Here is a 21,197-nt window from a genome sequence, read left to right as displayed (position 1 = left end):
GATGCCACTAGACGAAGACAAGTATCCGGCCGAGACGGGCAGACGACGATTCGTATCCGGTGTCGTGGGTAGCGCGGCGCTCTCCGCCGTGGGTGTCGGCGGCGCTGCTGCTGCCGACTCCCTCACCGACGCAGCTGGCGAAGGTGGCGGGACGACCACGTTCGTCGCCGTCGAGAACATCGACGGCCCGGCCCCGCGCGGGATGCCTATCATCCCCATTCAGATCGACGGCGGGACGCTGAAGGGCCACTGGCCCGAGTACGACGAGGAGGCCGGCGTCGCCATCGAACAGGACTACGGCGGGAGCGGCATCGACTACTCCTCGGCGTGGTTCCAGTACTGTGGCATTCAGACCGCCAGCGGTATCTATCCCCAGGCGGACGCCGAGAATACGTTCCTCAACAGTCAGGGGTCGTTCGACTGGCAGAGCGACGTCGAGAAGGGCGCGCCGCTGACCGTCGACATGTTCGACGACTACGAGGAGTGGGGCAACGGCATCGGCAGCGCCGGTCTGGGGAAACCAGCCGGCGCCACCTGGCGCCAGACCGACGACGGCGGCGTTCCGGTCCAGGTGCTCCGGTCGACGAGAATCGAGAAGATAGCGAACGGGGAGACCGACCTCCCGAGTAGCGTCCAGAGTTTCATCGAGGCAGCGACGGACCAGGGCTTTATCGCCTGGCTGAACAAGTGTACGCACTTCTGCTGTGTCCCCGGCTTCAAGACACAGGAGGGCAGCGCCAACTTCGGCGCGGAGAACCGAATCTACTGCCAGTGTCACCAGTCGGTGTACAACCCCTTCAGCCCGGTCCAGAAACAGTTCGTGGCACTGCCACGCCCGCCACAGACCGATGGATAACCAACCATGAGCCTAGAACGCAAAGACGACCACGACCACAAAGGGTGGATGAAATCGCGCGAGCTATCGCCGCTCGAGACCATCTACCTGACGACACTCATCTGGCTCGACAAGCGCCTGCGCGTCGTTGACTATCTCGAGATACTCGAGGACCTCTACTACAAGGTCAACATGCAGATGCCAAAGAGCCACACCGAACAGTACAACCTCGACAACAAGTTCTGGTACTGGTACCCGCTGTACGCGCTCGGCTCGTTCTCGACCATCGCGTACATCGTCGCCGCCATCTCCGGCGCGCTGCTGGGCTTTTACTACGCCCCCGCCGCCGCCGCCGCCGACGGCTCACCGACGGTGGCATACGACTCCGTGATGCTCATCATGGGCCAGCTCAACCTCGGCTACTTCCTGCGGTCGGTCCACCGCTGGGCCGCCCAGATTATGGTCGCCGCGGTGTTCCTCCACATGCTTCGCGTCTACTTCACGGGCGCGTACAAGGAACCGCGCGAGCTCAACTGGCTCATCGGCATCGTGCTCATCAGCCTGACGCTCGTCTTCGGCTACACGGGCTACCTGCTGCCGTGGAGCCAGCTCTCCTTCTGGGCTGGCCAGATCGGCGTCGAGATGTCACTCTCCATCCCGCTCATCGGCGAGTGGGTCGCACAGCTGATGTTCGGCGGGTTCACCCTGTCACAGGCCACGTTGCAACGGATGTACATCCTGCACGTGTTCTTCCTGCCGTTCATCACGACCGCCGTCATCGCCCTGCACATCGGTATCGTCTGGATGCAGGGCATCGCGGAGCCACACTGAAACCATGAGCGACAACGAAACCGACGACGACGTTCGCACGGACGGCTCGGGCTCGGGTATCGTCGCCCCGGACGACGAGACCCCCACGTGGTCCGAGCGCAAGCAACGCACGCAGGGGCTCTCCCGGCTCACCTACGAGTACTTCGAGCGCGGCCGTCGCGAGGACCAGGACCTGCGCCAGCAGTCCGACTACGTCGAGCGCGACGTGCTGGCGTTCCCGGCCTGGCCCCACGAGATGATGCGCAACCTCGCCCTGACGAGCTTCTTCGTCGGGATGATACTGTTCGTCTCGGCGGCCCTGCCCCCGGAGATGCCAAACCCCGCGAACTCGGGTGTCACGCCCGCCATCATCCTGCCGGACTGGTATCTCTACTGGTCCTTTGGCCTGCTGAAACTCGGCCCGCTGAACCCCGACCTCGCCATCCTGGGCGGGTCGAAGATAATGGCCGACCGGACCTACGGGGTGCTCGCCAACGTCGTGGTCGTCGGCTTCGTCGCCATCGTCCCCTTCCTCAACAAGGGGTCGGCGCGACGCCCCGTCGAGCAGCCGTTCTGGGCCGCCGTCGGCATGTCCGGCGTCGTCTTCAGCCTGACCATCGCCGCGCTGTCCATCAAGAACCTCATCCCGATGGACTCGCACCTGCTCTTTGACCTCACCTTCCTGGTGCCCATCGTCAGCGCGACCATCACCTACGCGGTGCTGAAGACGATGCGTGAAGGCTACATGTTCACGCTGAACCGCCGGTACTACCGGCTCCGACCGCCGAAGTAACTGCGACTGTTTTTTCCACCGGTTTCGCTGGCTCCCGTTTCGCGACTCGATAGGACAGTAGCGACAGCCGGACACTCCAGCCAGCAGCGTCGTTGCTACTAGCTCAACGGACGACCGCCCCTGCTATCTCGCCGCAGTAAAGTAGCTGTATCACCTAGCTGAGCCAATGAGCGAGGACGAATCGAGCACCGAGGACCCACCGCAGATAACAAGCAGCGGCGAGGGCAAACAGCGGGAGGTCGTCGTGCCGTTGCGCCTCTACAAGACGGTCACGGTGTTCTCGACGCTGTTTGCGATACTGGCCGTCGTCGGCGGGTTCATCCTCGTCGACGTGGCGACCGACAGAGCGTCGGCGCCGGCGTCGGAAATCGAGGTCCCCATCGCCATCCTGGGCATCGGACTCATCCTGGCCGGGACCGTGGTGTACGCCTTTTCCACTCGCTTTCGCACCGAGGAGATGGGAAAGTCTAAAGACGACGCTGACGAACCAACAGATAATGGCTGACGAGTTCATCAAAGGGTTCGCCGCGCTGATGGTCGGCGGGCTGGGCTGGATGACCATCGCGGGCTGGTACCGAACGCCGAGCTTCGAGGGGGCACAGCTCATCGGCGAAGTCACCGTCGAGGAGCCGACGGTGTTCGACACGGCGGCACTGTTGCTGATGGACGCCTTCTTCTGGTTCGCCATCTTCGGCGCGCTGACGTTCTGGGTCGTCCTCCCACTGGTGGGCGAACTGCGCGCGTATCTCGACGAGCGGTCGGCCTGAAGTTCGAGCAGACGGACCATTTCTCGACGGTCGCGACCCCGGTAGCCCCTGCCACGACAGACGGCACTAGCGACGCCGCCGCCGACACCGGACAGGCGGTGCCGACGCGGAGACGCTCGACACGCCTCGGAAGACATCCCGTACCGCCCGGTAAGCGGACCAAAGACCGGCCATAGCGGGTGTTTCGAGGGGAATCGGCCGGTCGACACGCCGGTGGCCCAGCAACGCCGCGGGCCAGGGTCCGGTGAACTCGCGCGTAAATTAGTGTCGCTGAATCGAATGAAAGGTGTCCGGGCGACGGGGCGACGCCGAAAATCGTAGTATAACTAATTCGCCGACCGAATTCATGAGACCTGTACAATGGACATGGACTTTACGTACCGGGCGTACAGGGACCTCCTCACCGCCGCGAAAGAGAACGGTTACGAACTGCTCACGGTCGACGAGTATCTCACGCGGGACGAACTGCCCGAACAGCTGCTGGTGATGCGACACGACGTGGACCGGAAAGTCGAGAACGCCCTCGACATGGCCGAAATCGAGGCGGCGCTGGGGGTGTCGTCGTCGTACTACTTCCGGGCCATCGACAAGACGTACGACCCGGAGATATTCCGGCGCGTCTCCGAACTCGGCCACGAAGTCGGCTACCACTACGAGGACCTCGACACGGCCGACGGCGACCTCGTCGCCGCCCGTCGCTCATTCGAACGGAACCTCGAACGGTTCCGCGAGCACGTCCCGGTCGACACCGTCTCGATGCACGGTAACCCGCTGACGCCCCACGACAACCGCGACGTCGTCGAGTCCATCGACCTCGAAGCGTACGACCTCTCGGGCGAGGTGTACCTCTCCTTTGACTTCTCCGAGGTCGTCTACTTCTCCGATACGAACCGGACGTGGTACGAGGAGAAGACCATCGTCAACGACTGGCCGGTCGGCCCCTCGGAGAAGCCGACGCAGGTCGAGTCCACCGAGGAACTCATCGACCTGCTCGGCGAGCAGTCGATTCCACACCTGTACCTGCTCGTCCATCCGAACCGCTGGGCGGACTCGACGGCCGAGTGGGCCATCGAGTACTCGAAGGACATCGTCACCAACGGCGGGAAGTGGGGGCTGTGGGCCGTGCGGTCCTTGCGAGGTGACGACCAGTCGGGTGATAGTGTTGTCTGAGCTCGACTCGGTCTGTGTCCTCGCCAACCGGAGCCTCCTGGAGTGGCAGGCGACGGCGCTCGAACGGATGGTCGAGGAGACCGGCGTCGACATCCCGCTGGTCGTCGTCAACGAGGTGACCGATGTCGACCACCCCGGCTTCAGCGAGGGGGCGTCGCCGCTGGGCGAACAGGCCACGAGCAACGCGACGGGCGTCGGCGTCGACGACCTGCGACTGTTCTACCACGTGCTAAAGCGGGAGGGGCTGTGGGCGTTCGTCCTCAGCGAGCGAAAGCTCGCGTGGCTGCTGGGTATCGACGACCCCGGCCGCTCGCAGCGGCGACCGCTTGACGACGTCGCGGTCCTCGACGACGCGGAGCGCGTTCGCTGTGAGCCCGTCCCGGTCGAGGGGTCGTGGTGCGACTTACCGGACGACGTCGTCGACCGCGTCGCGACGGAGACGGACGTGGCGGTCCGGTTCGGGTTCAGTCTCCTCACGGGTAGCATTCTCTCGGAACCGGCACACGGCGTCCTGAGCTTTCACCCGGCAGACATCCGCCGGTATCGCGGTCTCGGGCCGCCCCAGCCCTTCGCCAGCGGCGACCAGACGGCCGGGGCGACCCTCCAGCAACTCACCGACGAACTCGACGGCGGGAACGTCGTCGCTATCGAAACCATCGACGTGGGCGACGCCCACACCCTGGACGAAATCTACGAGCGCGTCCACGAGCGACAGAGCCGGATGCTGGCCCGGGGTATCGAGCGACTCCGCGACCCGGCGTTCGAGCCCGAACCGCCGGCGTCGCTCGGCCAGTACACGCCCGTCACGAAGCGCCAGGAGCCGGCCTTTGCGGGCAAGGTACTCGCGAAGAACCTCCTCGGGCGAGTGAGACACGAACGCGACTGAGCGGGGTCGGCCGGGGGGCCGAGACGCTGGCGGGAGAAGTGTCCGTCAGCGGCGATTGCACGGACCGACTGGCGAGGACGGTGTGTCCGCGATGCCGTTCCTCAGATGACCGACGACCAGGGGCCCTTGATGACCCAGAACAGCGCCTGGTAACTGGCGTACATCGCAACGACCAGGACGGCGACGATGGCGCCGTTGGGCCGTTCGAGCGGGATGTCACGGCGGGCTTCGACCTTCCGGGACTCGAACTCGAAGAAGTCGGTGATGACCGCGCCGAGGACCAGCACCGACATGACCATCCCGCCGTGAGCGGCGATAGTCATGTAGAAGAAGGCGGTGACGACCAGCAGGACGTTGGTCGCGACGTGTGCCGGATGGCGGGTGATGGCCTCCGCACCGCCCTCCTCGTACTGCGACTCGTGTCGTCGGTGGGCAAGCAGGCGCGTCCCGAAGTTGGCGAGGACCAGCACCAGCAGGACGTACTCGATGAGGAGCACGCCACCGGGTCCCTCGCTCCCGAAGACGGTGTCCAGCGGCCCGAAGAGGATGACATCTGGCTGCATACTTGCCTCTCTGTACGACGCCCATTAGTGTCTTTCCAATCTCCGCAGTCAACGGAAGCGAGAACAGCTCTCTTCGAGGACGGCGACACGCAACGTCCCGCTGCGACACAGCTGTGCGCTCTCCCCGCAGGCCACCGTCGCCACTGCGTCGCCGTCGGCGTACAGGGCGACCGTCGCCTCGTCGCGCTCGACCGAGACGGACAGCCCGTCGAGCGAGACGACCCAGTGGTCCGGGTTGGTCTGGAACGGGGCGATAGGGGCGACCACGCCGACCGATTCGGCCGGCGCAAACACCGGCCCGCCGACCCGTCGCGCGTACCCCGGCGACCCGGCCGGCGTCGCCAGCGTCACCCCGTCGGCGCGGAACTGCCCGACGCTGTCGGTGGTCGTCGCCACGGCGTACTCGGAGATGCGCGCCGCCTCCTCGGTGACCGCCGTCACGTCGAAGGCCGCCGTCCCCACGGCCTCGCCGGTCACGTCGACCTCGAAGAGGGGGTGGCGCTCCGTGAACGCGTCGTCCAGCCCCGAGACGGCGTCGGGCACGGCGTCGCGGGTCACGGACCGGAGGCCCCGCCCGGCGTCGACCGGCACCACCAGCGGGTCGACGACGGCGGTCGCGACGGCCCGCACCGCTCGCCTTCCGACGGCGACGACCCGCTCCGTCGTCGGGACGCTGTCGACGGTCCCCTCGACCACGGCGGCGCCCGCGGCCCGGAGCCGGTCGGCCACCGCCGGGTCACCGACCACGCCCACGGCGCTGTCGCTCATTGACGAGAGTCCCCGCCGGTCGGAGAAAAAGTTGCCGCACTCGCGCTGGCGACGACCGTGTGAGTTACCGGCCGCTGGGAGATTGACGGCAGCGCTCTGCCAACCGCAAAGAGCCGGAGAGCGGTCAGCGGGCACTGCTGCCCTGTCGCTCCGGCTATCGCAGTGGCCACTCGAAGACACGAAAACAGGTATCGCTAGCGTTGCAGCCGTCGCTTGGCGAACTTCGCGAGCAGGGAGAGGTCCGAGAAGTGCGCGAGTTCCAGGATGGCCCGTCGGTCGCCGCGGTTTATCTGTTCCAGCGTGTTGCTGTCGGTCCGCCGGAGGTCGTCCATCAGTTCGTCGTAGCGCTCGTTGGGCGCGAGATACAGCAACTCGGTCATCATCAGCCTGGAGTCGTGTTTCGGAGCGACGTCGCGGTGCCAGAGCTGGTCGTAGACGGAGAGCGTCTCGGCGTCTGTCTGGGGCTCGTCGGGGGTGAGTGCGGCGTCGACGGTGGCGGCCGCGGCCCGTGCGGATTTCATCCCCTTGTGGATGCCCTCGCCCCACAGCGGGTCGATGGTGGGGACGGTGTCGCCGATGGCCATGAAGCGGTCGGTGCTCAGCGACTGGGGCTTCTGGATGTGGGCCGAGCCCCGGTGGGCCTGGGTCCCCTCTATCTTCTCGGCGTCGGCGAATCGGGGGTCGCTGTCGAGCCAGTACCCGAGGTAGTCGTCGATACCCATCCCCTCCTTGGCGTACTGGTGGTGCGAGGAGTTCTGAATGTAACAGAGGCCGACTTTCGCCGTGTCCTCCCCGGTGTGGAAAATCCAGGAGTAGCCCCCTGGCGCGAGGTCGTGGTCCAGCCGGAGCATCATCGCGTCCCGCAAATCGGCGTAGCCGTCGTGGTTCACGGCGACGTTCTCGAACTCGTACTCGATGCCGATGGCCTGGTGTTCCCGCTGGAGGTTACAGACGTCGAGTTCCTTCGCCAGCGGCGCGGCGGGGCCGGTCGCGTCGATGACGATGTCGGCGTACACCTCCCTGTCCCCGTCGTACCGGACGCCGACGATGTCGCCGTCCTCCATGATGGGCGCCGAGACCCGCGCGTCGAAGCGGTAGGTCGCGCCCTTCTCTCGGCTGTCCTCGACGAGGAACCGCTTGAAATCGGCGAATTCGAGGACTGCACCGGTCTGCGTGCGGGTGTAGTGGTCGTTGGGCGATTCGAGGACCACCTTGTCGGTGTACTGCATGACGACCTCGTCGGGGATGGCGAAGGCGGTCATCGCCGACGGGAAGGTGCCGGCCGTCGATTTGTTGCTCTGACGTGGGAACTGCTCTTCGGGCTCGGTCTCGAGCACCAGCACGTCGTAGTTCCGCTCGGCCAGGTCGCGGGCGCACTGGCCGCCGGCGGGACCAGCCCCGGCTATCACCACGTCAAAGCGGTCGCGCATACACGAACGGAACGACGTGTTCGTAATCAGTCTTGCTTTATTGGCTCCCGAGTCTGTCTCTCGAAAGGGTAAAGAAGCCGCCAGTCACAGCAGTGTCCATACCGAGTCACGACACGATGGTTCTCAAAACAGGCGCGGCCGCGCTCGCAGACAGGCGCAGGCTGCCGACGGCGCTGCGCTCGGTGCTTGGCTACTACGCCGACACCGGCGTGTTCGACTACGGTAGCCTCTCGCTGAAATCCGAAATCGACGACCGGACCGAGCGGATGCTAGAGGACGTCTACGACCGCATCGAGGCGGCGTTAGCCGAGGAGTTCGGCCGCCCTGTCGATTTCAGCTACGACACGAAGCTCATCCTCCCGGCGCGGCTGACGCTGGGCTACGTCTATCGGGCAGCCCGCCGGGAAGCCGACACCGACCCCGTCGGCGGCGACATCGCCACGGGGGTCCCGCCGGTCGAGACGGCCGCGCTCGACGGCGAGTCGCCCACACTCAGTCCCCGCGAGCAGGTCGTCCGTGCGGAGCAGATGACCCGCCTCTCCATCGAGGCGCTCGTCGACGGCGACATGCGCGACGCCATCAACGACGCCGAATTCGAGGACTTCGAGGTGGCGTTCGGCGAGGGCGACGGCGGGGAGGCCTGGAGCGGGAGCGAGGCCGACCGCCGCCGGGTCGCCGAAATCGCCCAGCAAACGCTGCAGTCCCATCTCGACGGGCTGCTGGCGGACCTCCCCGACTCGGTCGGCGAAGCCTACCAGTGGGCGGTCGATTACTCGGAGGCCCACCAGGACCGCGACGACTACTTCCGCGGGCTGATGGACGCCGCGGAGGCGGGCGACGAGGACGCCCTCGACGCCGTCCGCGAGGAGTACAAGTTCGCCGACTACGACGAGCCGCCGGCGACGCTGTCGGCCGCCGAGCAGGCGTTGCCCTACAGCAAGACCCAGTACGCCCGCGTGGGCGTCATCTACGACGGGATGCTAGACCTCTATCGGCTCGCGGGACTGGACATCGACGACGACTTCGCGAAGGCCATCGTGCTGGCCATCATCGGCGCGCAGGTGTGGTTAGACGACGTGGACGACTACGCCGACGACCGCGCGGAGGGACAGTTGACGCCGGTGACGGCGGAGTACCTCCTGCGACCGGACGACCGGGCGGCCTACGGCCACGTCGTCGACATCACCGAGCAGTACCTCGACCTGGCAAAGGAGTACGCCACGGCCGCGGACTCGCCGCTGACCGGGGTCGCCGTCGAGTATATCTATCGCTCGGGCGACCCCGCGGTCCTGCCCGGTCATCGCTGAGCGGCCCTTTTTCATGAACGGTTTTCAGCGGGGTGGTGAGCGAGTGCTCCGAGCGAACCACCCCGTGCAAAACGGTTCTCGTAGGACATCTATCGCTCGGGCGACCCCGCGGTCCTGCCCGGTCATCGCTGAGCGGCCCGTTTTCGTGAACGGTTTTCAGCGGGGTGGTGAGCGAGGGCCGCTGTCCGGTTACTGCGCGTACTCGGGTTCGCTCTCGACCTCCGGGGCCGCGCCACAGAGTTCGTCGTCGACGACGGCGCTGTCGGGCAGGTCCGTGTCAGGCTTCCGACCGAGCGTGAGCAGGCGCTCGGTGAGCGTGAGTTCGTCGGGGCTCGGGCTCGGTTTCTGGATGGGTTCGTACTCGACGGCCACGCCGTCGGCCGACCGCGCGATGCGGACGGTACAGAGCTGGTATGAAGGGTAAAACACCGGCGGCAGCAGACCGATGACGCCGTCGCGACGGTGGAGTCGCTTGAGCCACGTCCCCGTGTTGACGAGCAGGCCGCCGTCCACCTCGCGCATCCGCGGACGGTGAGTGTGGCCGTAGCAGTAGACGGTGGTCCGGGGTTCCGCGGCGAATATCTCCCGGGCGGCGGCCTCGTAGGGCGCCTCGGCGTCGACGGTGAGGCCGGTCTCGAAGATACCAAAGCGGTTTATCGTCTGTCTGATGTCCCGCCGGAGGAAGTACAGCGGGATGCCGACGAGCAACAGGATGCCCGCGATGGCGACGTTGACCGCCAGCAGGAACCAGACGGCGGTCCCGGCGGGGCCGAACTGGCCCAGGAAGGCGGTGGTCGCGGCGACCGGAGTCGTCCAGATGCCCAGCACGTCGAGCCCCGCGACGACGGCGAGGACGGCGCTGACGTTGAACAGCAACAGGAACGGGAGCAGGGCGTAGCGAAGGACGGGGTTCATCTCGCGGTAGAAGTACTTCGAGACGAGCCACACCGGCATCCGTTCCGTGGGCGTCACCGCCTGGACGTCCTTCAGCCAGTTGTACCGGCCCCGGTCCGAGAGCTGTCCGGCCCGGCTGGTGACGAGCGTGTTGTAGTAGTAGCCAAGCGGCGTCGCGTTGGGGTCGCCCCAGTCGTCGATGCGGTTGTTGGGGTCGCGCTGGTGGCCGTGTTCGAAGTGGACGACGTGGTCGCCGACCGTCCGGGTCAGCGACTGGGCCTGCACGAGGTCGACGTTGTAGGCCGCGAACCGCTCGACGTAGGCGTCGTAGGCCGCCAGCTCGTGGTCGTGGTTGCCCGGCAACAGCGTGATGTCGATGTTCTCGCCCGTGGCCCGGAGCTGTTCGAACAGCGCCGGGTACGTCTCGACGAGGGCGTCGAACTTCCGGAGGCCGTCGACGTTCGTGAGTTCCCAGAGGCCGAAGGCGTCCCCGTTGACGACGAGTTCGGCGTCCTCGTCGGTGGTCTCGAGGCGGGCCAGGAAGTCGAGCAGTTCGTCGAGGAAGTCCACCTCCTCGAGTTGCTCGTCGCCGCCGATGTGGAGGTCGCTGACGACGTAGTAGACGCGGTCGCCGCTCTCCTCGTCCATTGGACTGGATTGGTCGGGCAACGGTTATGGGCTTTGCGGGCTCGCACTCGCGACGGCCCCATCTCGTCTGTCGGTTTCGATGTCGATACCGCGACGCCGGGCTCGCTAGCGCTTGCCCAGTGCGCGCTCGAACACCCGCTGGGCCCGCTCGTAGGCCGCGTTCCGGTCGACGATAGGGTCGGGATACTCCGGGGCGAGCCGGTCTCGCTCGGCGGCCGAGCGGGTCGGCCAGTCGACGATGTCGCCCGGGGGAACCCCGCGGAGTTCGGGGACGTACGCGGTGACGTAGTCGGCGCCGTCGTCGTACTTGGACAGCTGGGCGACGGGGTCGAAGATGCGAACGTCGACGGAGTCGGTCCCGGTCGAGGCGGTCCACTGCCAGTTGGCGGCGTTGTTCGCGGGGTCGTGGTCCAGCAGTTGCTGCTCGAAGTAGCGCAGGCCTTCGCGCCAGTCGACCAGCAGGTGTTTGGTGAGGAAGGAGGCGACGTTCTGGCGCGGGCGGTTGTGGATGTACCCCTCCGCGTTCAACTGGCGCATCCCGGCGTCGACGAGCGGGTACCCCGTCTCGCCGCGTTTCCAGGCGGCGAGCGTCTCGGGGTCGTTCTCCCAGTCGATGGCCTCGGGGAACCGCCTGTAGTTCTCCGTCGGGAGCGAGGGGTGGTGATAGAGCAGGTTGTAGTTCTGCTCGCGCCAGGAGAGTTCGTAGCGGTACTTGTCGACGTTGCGCCGGGCGTCGCCGTCGACCGCTCGGTAGCGGTCGGTGGCGTCGGCCCACAGCTCCCGAATCCCGAGCATCCCCGCAGCGAGATACGCGGAGACGCGCGAGACGGCCCGCTCGGGGCGGGAAACGGCCGCCGCCATGTCGTCGCGGGTGTCGCTGTAGGACTCGATGCCGTCGGCGAGAAAGCGGTCCCACCGCGCGCGGGCGGCGTCGTAGCCCGGCGCCGGGAGGTCGATGTCGGCCTCGGCGTCGGGGAGAGCCTGCGGGTCGGAGATATCGGCCACGGCGTCGGGGCCGGGCGTCGGCGCGGGCGCCGGTTTCTCTCGGGCCTGCCAGTCGTCGTAGAAGCGGCTGTGGTTCTCGTAGCGCGCGTCGAGGGTCGCCGGGTCGACGAGCACGAGGTCGGTGACCGCCTCGGTCGGGACCGCCTCGTCGACTTCTCGCTGGCGCTCCCGGCGGGTCGGGCGGTAGTGCTCGTTGTAGTAGACGCGGTCGGCGTCGAACTCCTCGGCGACGGCCGAAAGCGTCGTGGCCGGGTCGCCGACCCGGACGAGCAGGTCGCTGCCGCGCTCGCGGTACTCGCCCCGCAGCGTCCGGAGCCCGTTGGTCCAGAAGGCCCACTGTCGGTCGCCGACGGCGCGGCGGACCGCCGGGTCCACGACGAAGACCGGGACGACGGTGTCGTCGGCGGCGGCGGCCGCGAGCCCGCGGTTGTCCCGGATTCGGAGGTCCCGCTGGTGCCAGAAGACGTTCATGGACGCGCTTGGGCTGGCGCCGACTTGGGTTGGAGGCCGAACCAGTTTGGCAGGGGTCGCCGACGGTCCGCCGAGTGGACTGGCGCCCTTTGGATTCCAAAGTGAGAGCGACACGGTCGACGGGCGACGAACCGGTGTGGCGGACGCTGTCAGCGCCGTCGTGACGACGACCGAGCGACGCCGACGGCGTCGACCGCGTGCGCCGGACGATTGCCTGTCACTGCAAAGTCGTGCCGGCGTCCGAGTTCGGATACAAAGAGACTGCCACCGGGAGCGCCACGGAAATTCAGTAACAATCCCAATAGGAACGGCGCCCCTCCCTAGAGACATGGAACGACGAGAGTACGCGATACTGGCGGTCATCGCGGCTGCCGTCGTCGGCATCGGCGTGTTCACTACTTCGAGACCACTCCCGGCGTTCTTCGCCGAGAGCACGCGACAGTTCCTGACGACGACGGCGGCGATGGCGTGGATAACGTGGTGGGCGCTGGTCGTCGGGTTCGCCATCGCCGGCGGCGTCGAGGCGTGGACCTCGGACGAACAGGTCGCTGACCTGCTGGACGGGCACGGGCCCCGGGAAATCGGCTACGGCTCCCTGTTCGGGTTCGTCTCCTCCTCGTGTTCCTACAGCGCCGTCGCGACGGCGAAGAACCTGTTCAAGAAGGGTGGGTCGGCGGCGGCCACCATCGGCGCGTTCATGTTCGCCTCGACGAACCTGGTCATCGAAATCGGCGCGGTCATCTGGATTCTGCTGGGCTGGCAGTTCCTGCTGGCCGACATCCTCGGCGGGTTCGTCCTCATCGGGCTGATGGCGGTCGGCTTCGTCTACGTCGTCCCCGACGAGGTCGTCGAGCAGGCCCGCGAGAACATCCAGGAGGAGGGCCCTGACAAAGTGCAGGACCCCGTCTGCGGGATGGAAGTCGACCCCGACGAGGCCGACTACTCGACCGAGGTCGACGGCGAGACCTACTACTTCTGCTCGCAGTCCTGCAAGGACAGTTTCGACCCCGAGGAGGCCGACACGACGATTCGCGAGCAGGCGACCTCGCTGTCGGGGTGGCAGGCGCTCGCCGACAAGCAGTGGAAAGAGTGGGGGATGCTGTGGGACGAAATCGCCATCGGGTTCATCTTCGCCGGCCTCGTCGCCGGGTTCATCCCCGAACAGGTCTGGACCAGCGTCTTCTCCGGAGCGACCTTCGGGCTGCCGGTGTACGTGGTCTGGACGGCGGTGCTGGGGGCCGTCATCGGCGTCGCGACGTTCGTCTGCTCGGTCGGCAACGTCCCCTTCGGCGCGGTGCTGTTCAGCAACGGCCTGCCCTTTGGCTCGGTGCTCTCGTACATCTACGCCGACCTCATCGTCCCGCCGATAATGGAGGCCTACCGGGAGTACTACGGGTCGAAATTCGCGGCGGTGCTCTCCGCGATGATATTCGTCTCAGCCGTGGTCACCGGCGTCCTCATGCACTTCGTCTTCCTCGGCGCCGGGCTGATACCGCCCGCCGAGAGCGTCCAGATAGCCGAGGTCGGTATCGAACTGAACTACAAGCTGGTGTTGAACGTCCTCGCGACCGGGCTCTTCGCGGCCCTGTACTGGCTCCACCGGGCCGAACCGGCCGGCCCCGACAGCGGGGGCCAGTCCGCACAGATGGCGGACTGACGACGGGTTGCGCTCGCCGGGTCTAGCTTTAGATGCCGGACCGACGACAGGACGGGTATGACACGAGACGACCGCACGTCGCGGCGACGCGTCCTGCTGGGCACCGGTGTGGCTATCGGCACCGCTGGGCTCGCCGGCTGTGACATCCCCGGGGGTGGCGAAGACGGGGAAGATGGCGGTGACGAGGGTGGCGAGGGCGGCGAAGAAGGCGAAGACGGCGGTGGCGAGGGCGGCGAAGACGGCGGTGGCGGTGATGGCGAGGAAGAAGAGGAAGACGATTAACGGCGACCGGAAACCGACGAGCGGTGTGGTGGCCTCGCCAGCGGCTCGTCGCTGGCGAGCGGGGAAGGGCAGGCTCTCCGAAGCTATCCGCGAGCGAAGCGAGCGGTTCCCCGGAATCGCCGCAATGGGGCGATTCCGGCCTTTTTCATGAACGTTTTTCGAGGAGCGGTTCGCGCGGAGCGCGACCCCGACGACGAAAAAGGTTCTTTAGTAGAACTCCCGCACGAGGTCCATCGCGCCCTCGGGGGCGCCGTCGGGAATCTCGGCCATGGAGCTGTCGACGCCCTCGCGCTCCTCGAAGGGCACCGAGTCCTCGTCCTGGTAGAGCACGCCCATGTACTCCTTCTCGGTCTCCAGAATCTTGTCCTTGGCCTGGTCGCGGTCGCTCCGGTCGTGGTCGGTCTCTTTTAAGTCCTCGATGGTGTCACGGAAGTAGTCGTAGGTGTCGACGTCGTTGAAGGTGACACACGGCGAGTAGACGTTGACGAAGCCGAAGCCGTCGTGTTCGATGGCCTCCTGGACGATTTCGGCGTGCCGTTGTGAGTTCGAGGAGAACGTCTGAGCGATGAAGGTCGCGCCGGCCGACAGCGCGAGCGCCTTGGGGTTGACCGGCGGCTGGTTCGGGCCCTCGGGCGTGGTCGCGGTCTCGAAGTCCTCGCGCGACGTGGGCGAGGCCTGGCCCTTGGTGAGGCCGTAGATGCGGTTGTCCATGACGACGTAGCTCATGTCGACGTTGCGCCGGCAGGCGTGGATGAAGTGGCCCGCGCCGATGGAGTAGCCGTCGCCGTCGCCGCCCGAGACCATCACTTCGAGGTCGGGGTTGGCCATCTTGACGCCGATTCCCACGGGGAGCGCGCGGCCGTGGACGCCGTGCAGCGCGTAGCTGTGCATGTACGTCCCAATCTTCCCCGAGCAGCCGATACCCGCGACGATGAAGGTGTTGTCGGGGTCGTTGCCGGTCTCGGCCAGCGCTTTCATCATGCCGTTCATGGTCCCGAAGTCGCCACAGCCGGGACACCACGTCGGTTGCTTGTCGGACTTGAAGTCGGTGAATCTAACGTCTGAGCTCATTCTGCTGTCATCTCCTGTGTGCCCGCCGCGTCGGCGAGCGTCGCTTTCACTTCCTCGGCCAGTTCGTCGGCGTCGAAGCGGACGCCGGTGTACTTGTTGATGCGCTCGACCCGCTCTAAGACGTCGTGTTCGATGACGTCGGCGAACTGGCCGGTGGCGTTACACTCGACGACGATGGTCGTCTCGGCGGCCTCGACTTCCTCGGTGAGGTCCGGCCGCGGGAAGATGTAGGGGACCGAGATGAAGCGGACGTCGATGCCCTCCTCGTCGAGGAACGTCATCCCCTCGCGCATCGCGCCCTCGTTCGAGCCCCACGAGATGACCAGCGTGTCGGCGTCGGGGTCGCCGAACTCGCGGTAGTCGAACCCCTCCTGTTCTCTCGCCGTCTCGACCTTGCGGTTTCGCTTGTCGACCTGTTCGACGCGCACCTCGGTGTCCTCGGTCCGGCGGCCGAGTTCGTCGTGTTCCAGGCCGGTCGTCATGTGTGCGCCGTCGGTCGTGCCGGGGAAGGCACGCGGCGAGATGCCGTCGGCGGCGGGGAAATGGGCCTGGAACCGGCCCTTCTCGTCGAGCCACGCGTCTATCTCGTCCTCGTCGACGACCTTGCCGCGGTCGATTTCGACCTGGTCCATGTCGAACGTCTCGGGCGGGAACGTCTGCTCGGTGACGGCGAGCGCGAGGTCGGAGACGAGATACACCGGCGTCTGGTACTTCTCGGCGAGGTTGAACGCCTCGACGGTCTTCCAGAAGCACTCCGAAATCGTCGTGGGGGCGACGACGAAGCGTGGAATCTCGCCGTGGCCGCCGTACAGCGTCATGTTGAGGTCGCCCTGTTCCTGTTTGGTCGGCATCCCCGTCGAGGGACCGGAGCGCATCACGTCACAGATGACAAGCGGCGTCTCCGAGGTAGCGACCAGCCCGAACGTCTCGGTCATCAGGTCGATGCCCGGGCCGGACGTGGCGGTCATCGAGCGCGCGCCGGCGCGGGCGGCACCCAGCGCCATGTTGATGGCCGCGAGTTCGTCTTCGGCCTGGACGACCTTCCCGCCGAACTGGTCGATGCGACCGGTGAGGTACTCCATCACGTCCGTCGCGGGCGTGATGGGGTAGCCCGCGTAGAACCGACAGCCGGCGGCGATGGCGCCCATGCCGATGGCCTCGTCGCCGTTGAGCAGGACGTAGTCCGCGTCGGTGGTCTCGACGTCGTAGGGGAACTCGTGGTCGTACTCCTCGCGGACGTACTCCTGGCCCTTCCGGGCCGCTTTCTTGTTGTTCTCGACGATGGCTTCGCCCTTGTCGCCGAAGCGTTTCTGCAGACTCTCGTCGAGGTTCTCGATGGGGAAGTTCGTCACCTCGCAGGCGGCGCCCAGCGCGACGACGTTGAGCATGATGGCCCCGCCGGCGTCCTCGGCAAGCCGCTTGAGCGGGACTTCCAGGGCGGTCGCGCCGTGGGGGACCTCGACGTCCTGCATCGTCGAGCGCTCGCCGTCGTAGATGACGACGCTGTCCTCGTGGAGTTCGTCCTCGTTCTCGTGGACGGTGCGCTCGGTCAGCGCGATGAGGATGTCCAGACGGTCGACGACGCTCTCGACCCGGTCGACCGACGTGCGGACCTTGTAGGCGGTGTAACCACCACGTATCCTGGAGGCGAAATCCTTGGAGGTGAAGACGTGTCGACCGGCCCGGGAGAGAGCCTGCGCGAAGATTTTCCCGGTTGAGTCGATTCCATCGCCGGCTTCGCCGCCGATGGCCCAGTTGAGGTCGTCTGGCATACTACCACACGGATAGCCTGTGGTGGGTGAAAAGGCTTCGGTGTGCGCCCGCGCGCGTGCCACCGCGTCCGCCCGTCGGCGACCGAAATTCCCTTGTCTCCGTGTTCCAACCTCCGGGATATGGACGAACGTTCACTCACCGTCGCCGCCGTCCGTGACGTGGGCCCCGACGCCATCGCCATCGATGTCGAGACGCCCGACGACTTCGCGGCCCAGCCCGGCCAGTTCGTCAAGCTCACACTGACCGTCGACGGCGAGGACCAGTCCCGCTTTTACACCATCTCCTCGCCCGACGTCGACGGCGAGTTCGAGATGACCGTCGGCATCGACCCCGACGGCGAGGTCGCGCCCCACCTCGCCGACCTCGAAGCCGGCGACGCGGTCCGCATCGAGGGCCCCTTCGGCTCGGACTACTACGAGGGCGAGTCTCGTGCGGTCCTGCTCGCCGGCGGGCCCGGCATCGGCCCGGCCATCGGCATCGCCGAGCGCGCGCTCGCGGAGGGCAACGACGCGGCCCTGGTGTACCGGGACGACGCGCCCATCCACGAGGGCCGCCTCGACGCGCTCCGGGAGGCGGGCGTTCCGGTCCACGTACTCGACGGCGACGCCGACCTGACCGACGCGGTCGCCGACGTCACGCGCGACGGCGGCCAGGTCTTTATCTACGGCTTCGCGGCGTTCCTCGACGGCGCGACGGCCGCGCTGGAAGCGGCCGGCGTCGACACCGAGGACGCCAAGGTCGAGAACTTCGGCTAGGTGTCGCCGCTGTTCTGAGAGACGGCTTCGGCACACGGAGCCGGCAGGCCGGGCAGCGCCGCCGACGCGGGGTCGTTCACTCGGCGGTCTCGACGGACTCGACCAGCACGGTCGAGACGCGGGCGCCGTCGACGGTGGCGACCTCGATGCGGTAGCCGTCGGCCTCGACGCCGTCGCCCGGTTCGGGAATCTCGCCCAGTCGCGCCAGCACGAGCCCGCCGATGGTCTCGACGCCGTCGCTCTCGAAGGTCGACCCCAGTTCGTCGTTGACGACCTGGAGGGGGACGCTTCCGTCGATGTCGTACCGTCCGTCACCGAGCTCTCGGACGGAGTGTTCCCGCTCGTCGACGTCGAACTCGTCTCTGAGGTCGCCGACGACCGCCTCGACGACGTCCTCGATGGTCACGATGCCCTCGAACGCGCCCCACTCGTCGATGACCGCGGCCATCTGCTGGTGTTCCTCGCGGAACTGCAGCAGGATGTCGTCGGCGGTGGCCGTCTCTGGGACCATGAGGAGGCTGCGGGACAGCTCCGCCGCCGTCGTCGCTCCCGCTGTCTCGATGGCGCGCAACACGTCCTTGACGTCGATGAAGCCGACGATTTCGTCCTGGTCGTCGGCATCGACGACCGGATAGCGGGTGTGACCGGCGGTGAGGACTGTCGACCGAACCTCACCCAGCGACGCGTCCGCCGGGATGGAGACGACGTCGGGGCGCGGGACCATCACGGTCCGGACGGTGGTGTCGTCGAGGTCGAAGACGCGCTCTATCATCTCGACCTCCGCCGTGTCGACGTGGCCCTGTTCGCTGGAGCGAGCCAGTACGCGCCTGATTTCGCGCTCTTCGAGCGTCTCCTCGGTCTCCGAGGCCGGCGGGATACCCAGCAGGCGCGTGAAGGCGTTGGCGGTCCCGTTGAACAGGACCAGGCCGGGGTAAAAGACGTAGTAGAACAGCTTCATCGGCGGCGCGACCAGCAGGGAGAGCCGCTCCGCCCGAGCGATGGCGATGGTCTTGGGCGCGAGTTCGCCGAACACGACGTGCAGGAAGGTGATGAAGCTGAAGCCGACGGCGAACGCGACCAGGTGGAGCAGGTCGGGCGGCAGCAGCGGCCCAAGTACCGGCTCGATGAGCGAGGCGACAGCGGGCTCGCCCGCCCACCCCAGCCCCAGCGAGGCCAGCGTGATGCCGAGCTGGGTGACCGCGAGGTAGTCGTCGAGGTTGGCCATCACGTCCTGGAGCGTGTCCGCGCCGGCGCGACCCTCCTCGGCCAGCTGGTCGACCGAGGTCGAGCGCACGCGGACGAACGCGAACTCCGTCGCGACGAAGAAGCCGTTGAGCACGACCAGGACGAACGCGACGAGCAGTCGGCCCAGCGCGAACGCGATATCTACCATCGGTGCCTCCGGGACCCCCCGTGCCGACGACGTCGGTTCATACCCTGACGTGTCGACCTGGAGACTTAAACGGTGGCAGATGCGACGGGCGGTGTTCGAACGGAAATCCCGGAACCAGAAACAGCCAGAAAGCCGCCCGGTAGGGACGGGGCGGCGACGATAACGGCGATTGCTAGCCGGATGTCGGCCGTTTTTATCGGTCGAGCCCGTACGGGCGCTCAATGTACACCGACGAGCAGTTCGACTACGACGTGGCCGTCGTCGGCGGTGGCCCCGCCGGGCTGACGAGCGCGCTGTACACGACCCGGCTGGGGATGGACACCATCGTCGTCAACCGCGGCGGCGGCCGGGCGGCGATGATGACCGACACCCACAACGTCATCGGCGTCACCGAGGACGTCTCCGGCAACGAGTTCCTCCAGACCGCCCGCGAGCAGGTCGAGGACTACGGCGGGACCTACCAGCGCGGGTTCGTCGAGTCGGTCGACCCGCTCGACGACGCGGACGGGTTCACGGTCGACACGGGCGAGGACGCGCTCGCGGTCAAGCGCGTCGTGCTGGCGACGGGCTTCTCTGACGGGCGGCCGGACCCGCCGCTGCCCCGGACCGGAAAGGGGCTGCACTGGTGTCTCCACTGCGACGCGTTCATGTTCGTCGGCGAGCCCGTCTTCGTGATGGGGACCGGCGAGGCCGCGGCCCACGTCGCGATGATTATGCTGAACTACACCGACGACGTGGACGTCCTCACTCGCGGCGAGGAGCCGGAGTGGAGCGAGGAGACGGGAACGATGCTCGACAGCCACCCGGTCGAAATCGTCGAGACGGAGCTGTCGGGCAAGCGCACCGACGAGAACGGCTGGCTGGAGGCCTACGAGTTCGAGGACGGCAGCGTCCGGGAGTACAAGGGCGGCTTCCCGATGCTGGGCTCCGATTACCACGCCGAACTGGCCGACGGCCTCGGCGTCGAGCGCAACGACGACGGCACCGTGGCGGTCGACGACCACGGCGAGACCAGTGTGCCGGGCGTCTACGCCGTCGGCGACCTGACGCCGGGCCACAACCAGATTCCGGTCGCGATGGGCGAGGGCGCCGACGCCGGCATCGCCATCCACAAGGACCTCCGGAAGTTCCCGCGCTCCGTCGCTGACATCGAGGGCAAGGGGGCCGTCGAAGACGCGGAGGTCCCGGCAATCTCCCCCGAACTGTTCGCGACGGCCCTCCAGCACGAGGGCCACGCGGCGGGGCCGCGGTCGTTCGACGAGGACGAACCGGAGGCGGCGGCCGACGACGACTGACCGAGCGGCCGACAAAACCTATTATTCACGGCCCCGTATCGGGGGTATGCGCGAGGCAAGTCGCACGACGCGCCAGCGCATCGCCGACCGCTTGCGCGATGAGCCCATGGCCGCGGGCAGTATAGCCAACGATTTCGAGATTCCCACGAGCACCGCGCTCACACACGTCGAACACATCGCGAAGTCCCTCGACGCCACCGACGAACAACTGCTCGTCGCCCCGCCCGAGTGCAACGAGTGTGGCTTCACCGACTTCGACGACCTGACCAACCGGCCGAGCCGCTGCCCCGAGTGCAAGGCCGAGTCCGTCGCCGAGCCGGCCTACACCATCGGGTGAGCAGGTACGGCCGGGCGAGTCGTGACCAGCGGCGCCCGGCCCGGTAGCCAGAGTGACCCGGTGTCACTGGCCGGCTCACTCCGACGCTCAGGTGAGTTTCACCAGGTCCGCGCGAGTGAACTCCTCGTTACAGCAGTCACAGAAGTAGCCGCCGTCCTCCAGGACGATGGGGTTGTTGTCACACTCTGGACACGTCTCGGCCTCTGTGCGGTTTTCGCGCGTCATGAATGTTGGTACCACGTACCACACTATAATTCCACATGTAACTTTACCGGAAGTCGACCACT

22 protein-coding genes are annotated in these 21,197 nt (G+C 66.8%); 13 read left to right on the top strand and 9 right to left on the bottom strand.

The genetic code is table 11. The features are described from left to right. Window position 1 precedes the first annotated feature (1 nt). The 7 genes from NDI86_RS04510 (at window position 2) to NDI86_RS04480 (ending at window position 5,261) form a co-directional block, all read left to right on the top strand. A complete protein-coding gene (locus NDI86_RS04510; RefSeq protein WP_310899205.1) occupies window positions 2-856 on the top strand; it encodes a ubiquinol-cytochrome c reductase iron-sulfur subunit in 855 nt (284 codons plus the stop codon). A gap of 6 nt (window positions 857-862) precedes the next feature. Continuing rightward, window positions 863-1,666, top strand: a complete 804-nt coding sequence (locus tag NDI86_RS04505) for a cytochrome b (RefSeq protein WP_310899204.1) — start codon at window positions 863-865, stop codon at window positions 1,664-1,666. A gap of 4 nt (window positions 1,667-1,670) precedes the next feature. Then, window positions 1,671-2,438 carry a cytochrome b family protein gene (locus NDI86_RS04500; RefSeq protein WP_310899203.1) on the top strand — a complete coding sequence of 256 codons (768 nt, stop codon included), beginning with the start codon at window positions 1,671-1,673 and terminating at the stop codon, window positions 2,436-2,438. A 166-nt stretch (window positions 2,439-2,604) separates the two neighbouring features. Then, window positions 2,605-2,943 (top strand): DUF7315 family membrane protein, encoded by a 339-nt coding sequence (locus NDI86_RS04495; RefSeq protein ID WP_310899202.1) that lies wholly within the window; start codon window positions 2,605-2,607, stop codon window positions 2,941-2,943. Next, window positions 2,936-3,205, top strand: coding sequence for a DUF7314 family protein (locus NDI86_RS04490; RefSeq protein ID WP_310899201.1), 270 nt, complete (start codon window positions 2,936-2,938; stop codon window positions 3,203-3,205). The genes NDI86_RS04495 and NDI86_RS04490 overlap by 8 nt, the downstream gene beginning before the upstream one ends. Window positions 3,206-3,565: 360 nt before the next feature. Further along, complete coding sequence (locus NDI86_RS04485) at window positions 3,566-4,375, top strand: polysaccharide deacetylase family protein (RefSeq protein WP_310899200.1); 810 nt, start codon at window positions 3,566-3,568, stop codon at window positions 4,373-4,375. Beyond that, entirely contained in the window at window positions 4,368-5,261 is an 894-nt protein-coding gene (locus tag NDI86_RS04480; protein ID WP_310899199.1) for a formyltransferase family protein, read from the top strand. Before NDI86_RS04485 ends, NDI86_RS04480 begins: the two co-directional genes overlap by 8 nt. Before the next feature lie 101 nt (window positions 5,262-5,362). On the opposite strand, the gene NDI86_RS04475 is transcribed toward NDI86_RS04480, so the two are convergent. From NDI86_RS04475 to NDI86_RS04465, 3 genes are all read right to left on the bottom strand, one after another. Further along, complete coding sequence (locus NDI86_RS04475; RefSeq protein ID WP_310899198.1) at window positions 5,363-5,824, bottom strand: DUF7313 family protein; 462 nt, start codon at window positions 5,822-5,824, stop codon at window positions 5,363-5,365. Window positions 5,825-5,872: 48 nt separating this feature from the next. Further along, a complete protein-coding gene (locus NDI86_RS04470) occupies window positions 5,873-6,592 on the bottom strand; it encodes a diacylglycerol kinase catalytic domain-containing protein (RefSeq protein ID WP_310899197.1) in 720 nt (239 codons plus the stop codon). Between the two features lie 194 nt (window positions 6,593-6,786). After that, a complete protein-coding gene (locus NDI86_RS04465; RefSeq protein WP_310899196.1) occupies window positions 6,787-8,022 on the bottom strand; it encodes a digeranylgeranylglycerophospholipid reductase in 1,236 nt (411 codons plus the stop codon). 116 nt (window positions 8,023-8,138) lie between these two features. Between NDI86_RS04465 and NDI86_RS04460 the strand changes: the two genes are divergently transcribed. Then, on the top strand, window positions 8,139-9,329 hold the full coding sequence (locus NDI86_RS04460) for a hypothetical protein (RefSeq protein WP_310899195.1): 1,191 nt from the start codon (window positions 8,139-8,141) through the stop codon (window positions 9,327-9,329). 189 nt (window positions 9,330-9,518) lie between these two features. Here NDI86_RS04460 and NDI86_RS04455 read toward each other — a convergent pair whose 3' ends face one another. After that, window positions 9,519-10,871: a metallophosphoesterase gene (locus tag NDI86_RS04455; RefSeq protein WP_310899194.1), complete on the bottom strand. Its 1,353-nt coding sequence runs from the start codon at window positions 10,869-10,871 to the stop codon at window positions 9,519-9,521. 105 nt (window positions 10,872-10,976) lie between these two features. Then, window positions 10,977-12,347, bottom strand: a complete 1,371-nt coding sequence (locus tag NDI86_RS04450) for a cryptochrome/photolyase family protein (RefSeq protein ID WP_310899193.1) — start codon at window positions 12,345-12,347, stop codon at window positions 10,977-10,979. A gap of 328 nt (window positions 12,348-12,675) precedes the next feature. On the opposite strand from NDI86_RS04450, the gene NDI86_RS04445 reads away from it, so the two are divergent. Together NDI86_RS04445 and NDI86_RS04440 are read left to right on the top strand one after the other, a co-directional pair. After that, entirely contained in the window at window positions 12,676-14,004 is a 1,329-nt protein-coding gene (locus NDI86_RS04445) for a permease (RefSeq protein ID WP_310899192.1), read from the top strand. 57 nt (window positions 14,005-14,061) lie between these two features. Next, window positions 14,062-14,286 carry a hypothetical protein gene (locus NDI86_RS04440; protein ID WP_310899191.1) on the top strand — a complete coding sequence of 75 codons (225 nt, stop codon included), beginning with the start codon at window positions 14,062-14,064 and terminating at the stop codon, window positions 14,284-14,286. Window positions 14,287-14,493: 207 nt separating this feature from the next. Here NDI86_RS04440 and NDI86_RS04435 read toward each other — a convergent pair whose 3' ends face one another. Both NDI86_RS04435 and NDI86_RS04430 read right to left on the bottom strand, forming a co-directional pair. Next, the gene (locus NDI86_RS04435) at window positions 14,494-15,357 is read right to left on the bottom strand and encodes a 2-oxoacid:ferredoxin oxidoreductase subunit beta (RefSeq protein WP_310899190.1); all 864 of its coding nucleotides are present in this window, start codon (window positions 15,355-15,357) and stop codon (window positions 14,494-14,496) included. Continuing rightward, window positions 15,354-17,129 (bottom strand): 2-oxoacid:acceptor oxidoreductase subunit alpha, encoded by a 1,776-nt coding sequence (locus NDI86_RS04430; protein WP_310899189.1) that lies wholly within the window; start codon window positions 17,127-17,129, stop codon window positions 15,354-15,356. Before NDI86_RS04430 ends, NDI86_RS04435 begins: the two co-directional genes overlap by 4 nt. Before the next feature lie 120 nt (window positions 17,130-17,249). On the opposite strand from NDI86_RS04430, the gene NDI86_RS04425 reads away from it, so the two are divergent. Continuing rightward, window positions 17,250-17,885 (top strand): FAD-dependent oxidoreductase, encoded by a 636-nt coding sequence (locus tag NDI86_RS04425; RefSeq protein ID WP_310899188.1) that lies wholly within the window; start codon window positions 17,250-17,252, stop codon window positions 17,883-17,885. Window positions 17,886-17,961: 76 nt separating this feature from the next. Here the strand turns inward: NDI86_RS04425 and NDI86_RS04420 are convergent, their stop codons facing one another. Beyond that, window positions 17,962-19,278: a hemolysin family protein gene (locus NDI86_RS04420; RefSeq protein WP_310899187.1), complete on the bottom strand. Its 1,317-nt coding sequence runs from the start codon at window positions 19,276-19,278 to the stop codon at window positions 17,962-17,964. A gap of 221 nt (window positions 19,279-19,499) precedes the next feature. Between NDI86_RS04420 and NDI86_RS04415 the strand changes: the two genes are divergently transcribed. Together NDI86_RS04415 and NDI86_RS04410 are read left to right on the top strand one after the other, a co-directional pair. Then, the gene (locus NDI86_RS04415) at window positions 19,500-20,573 is read left to right on the top strand and encodes an NAD(P)/FAD-dependent oxidoreductase (protein WP_310899186.1); all 1,074 of its coding nucleotides are present in this window, start codon (window positions 19,500-19,502) and stop codon (window positions 20,571-20,573) included. Window positions 20,574-20,619: 46 nt separating this feature from the next. Further along, complete coding sequence (locus tag NDI86_RS04410) at window positions 20,620-20,910, top strand: transcriptional regulator (RefSeq protein ID WP_310899185.1); 291 nt, start codon at window positions 20,620-20,622, stop codon at window positions 20,908-20,910. A gap of 87 nt (window positions 20,911-20,997) precedes the next feature. Here NDI86_RS04410 and NDI86_RS04405 read toward each other — a convergent pair whose 3' ends face one another. Next, window positions 20,998-21,135: a hypothetical protein gene (locus NDI86_RS04405; protein ID WP_310899184.1), complete on the bottom strand. Its 138-nt coding sequence runs from the start codon at window positions 21,133-21,135 to the stop codon at window positions 20,998-21,000. Window positions 21,136-21,197: the final 62 nt, after the last annotated feature.

Origin of the sequence: Haloarcula onubensis, from assembly GCF_031624605.1 — an archaeon.
Classification (GTDB): Archaea; Halobacteriota; Halobacteria; order Halobacteriales; family Haloarculaceae; genus Haloarcula; species Haloarcula onubensis.
This window is presented reverse-complemented; position numbering and strand designations above follow the sequence as displayed.

Bases quoted from the DNA above. Each gene is read 5' to 3' on its own strand.
- NDI86_RS04455 (WP_310899194.1), bottom strand. From the start codon at position 10,871: ATGGACGAGGAGAGCGGCGACCGCGTCTACTACGTCGTCAGCGACCTC.
- NDI86_RS04435 (WP_310899190.1), bottom strand. From the start codon at position 15,357: ATGAGCTCAGACGTTAGATTCACCGACTTCAAGTCCGACAAGCAACCG.
- NDI86_RS04460 (WP_310899195.1), top strand. From the start codon at position 8,139: ATGGTTCTCAAAACAGGCGCGGCCGCGCTCGCAGACAGGCGCAGGCTG.
- NDI86_RS04505 (WP_310899204.1), top strand. From the start codon at position 863: ATGAGCCTAGAACGCAAAGACGACCACGACCACAAAGGGTGGATGAAA.
- NDI86_RS04485 (WP_310899200.1), top strand. From the start codon at position 3,566: ATGGACATGGACTTTACGTACCGGGCGTACAGGGACCTCCTCACCGCC.
- NDI86_RS04450 (WP_310899193.1), bottom strand. From the start codon at position 12,347: ATGAACGTCTTCTGGCACCAGCGGGACCTCCGAATCCGGGACAACCGC.
- NDI86_RS04415 (WP_310899186.1), top strand. From the start codon at position 19,500: ATGTACACCGACGAGCAGTTCGACTACGACGTGGCCGTCGTCGGCGGT.
- NDI86_RS04425 (WP_310899188.1), top strand. From the start codon at position 17,250: ATGGACGAACGTTCACTCACCGTCGCCGCCGTCCGTGACGTGGGCCCC.
- NDI86_RS04500 (WP_310899203.1), top strand. From the start codon at position 1,671: ATGAGCGACAACGAAACCGACGACGACGTTCGCACGGACGGCTCGGGC.
- NDI86_RS04510 (WP_310899205.1), top strand. From the start codon at position 2: ATGCCACTAGACGAAGACAAGTATCCGGCCGAGACGGGCAGACGACGA.
- NDI86_RS04410 (WP_310899185.1), top strand. From the start codon at position 20,620: ATGCGCGAGGCAAGTCGCACGACGCGCCAGCGCATCGCCGACCGCTTG.
- NDI86_RS04495 (WP_310899202.1), top strand. From the start codon at position 2,605: ATGAGCGAGGACGAATCGAGCACCGAGGACCCACCGCAGATAACAAGC.
- NDI86_RS04440 (WP_310899191.1), top strand. From the start codon at position 14,062: ATGACACGAGACGACCGCACGTCGCGGCGACGCGTCCTGCTGGGCACC.
- NDI86_RS04405 (WP_310899184.1), bottom strand. From the start codon at position 21,135: ATGACGCGCGAAAACCGCACAGAGGCCGAGACGTGTCCAGAGTGTGAC.
- NDI86_RS04470 (WP_310899197.1), bottom strand. From the start codon at position 6,592: ATGAGCGACAGCGCCGTGGGCGTGGTCGGTGACCCGGCGGTGGCCGAC.
- NDI86_RS04475 (WP_310899198.1), bottom strand. From the start codon at position 5,824: ATGCAGCCAGATGTCATCCTCTTCGGGCCGCTGGACACCGTCTTCGGG.
- NDI86_RS04490 (WP_310899201.1), top strand. From the start codon at position 2,936: ATGGCTGACGAGTTCATCAAAGGGTTCGCCGCGCTGATGGTCGGCGGG.
- NDI86_RS04420 (WP_310899187.1), bottom strand. From the start codon at position 19,278: ATGGTAGATATCGCGTTCGCGCTGGGCCGACTGCTCGTCGCGTTCGTC.
- NDI86_RS04430 (WP_310899189.1), bottom strand. From the start codon at position 17,129: ATGCCAGACGACCTCAACTGGGCCATCGGCGGCGAAGCCGGCGATGGA.
- NDI86_RS04445 (WP_310899192.1), top strand. From the start codon at position 12,676: ATGGAACGACGAGAGTACGCGATACTGGCGGTCATCGCGGCTGCCGTC.
- NDI86_RS04465 (WP_310899196.1), bottom strand. From the start codon at position 8,022: ATGCGCGACCGCTTTGACGTGGTGATAGCCGGGGCTGGTCCCGCCGGC.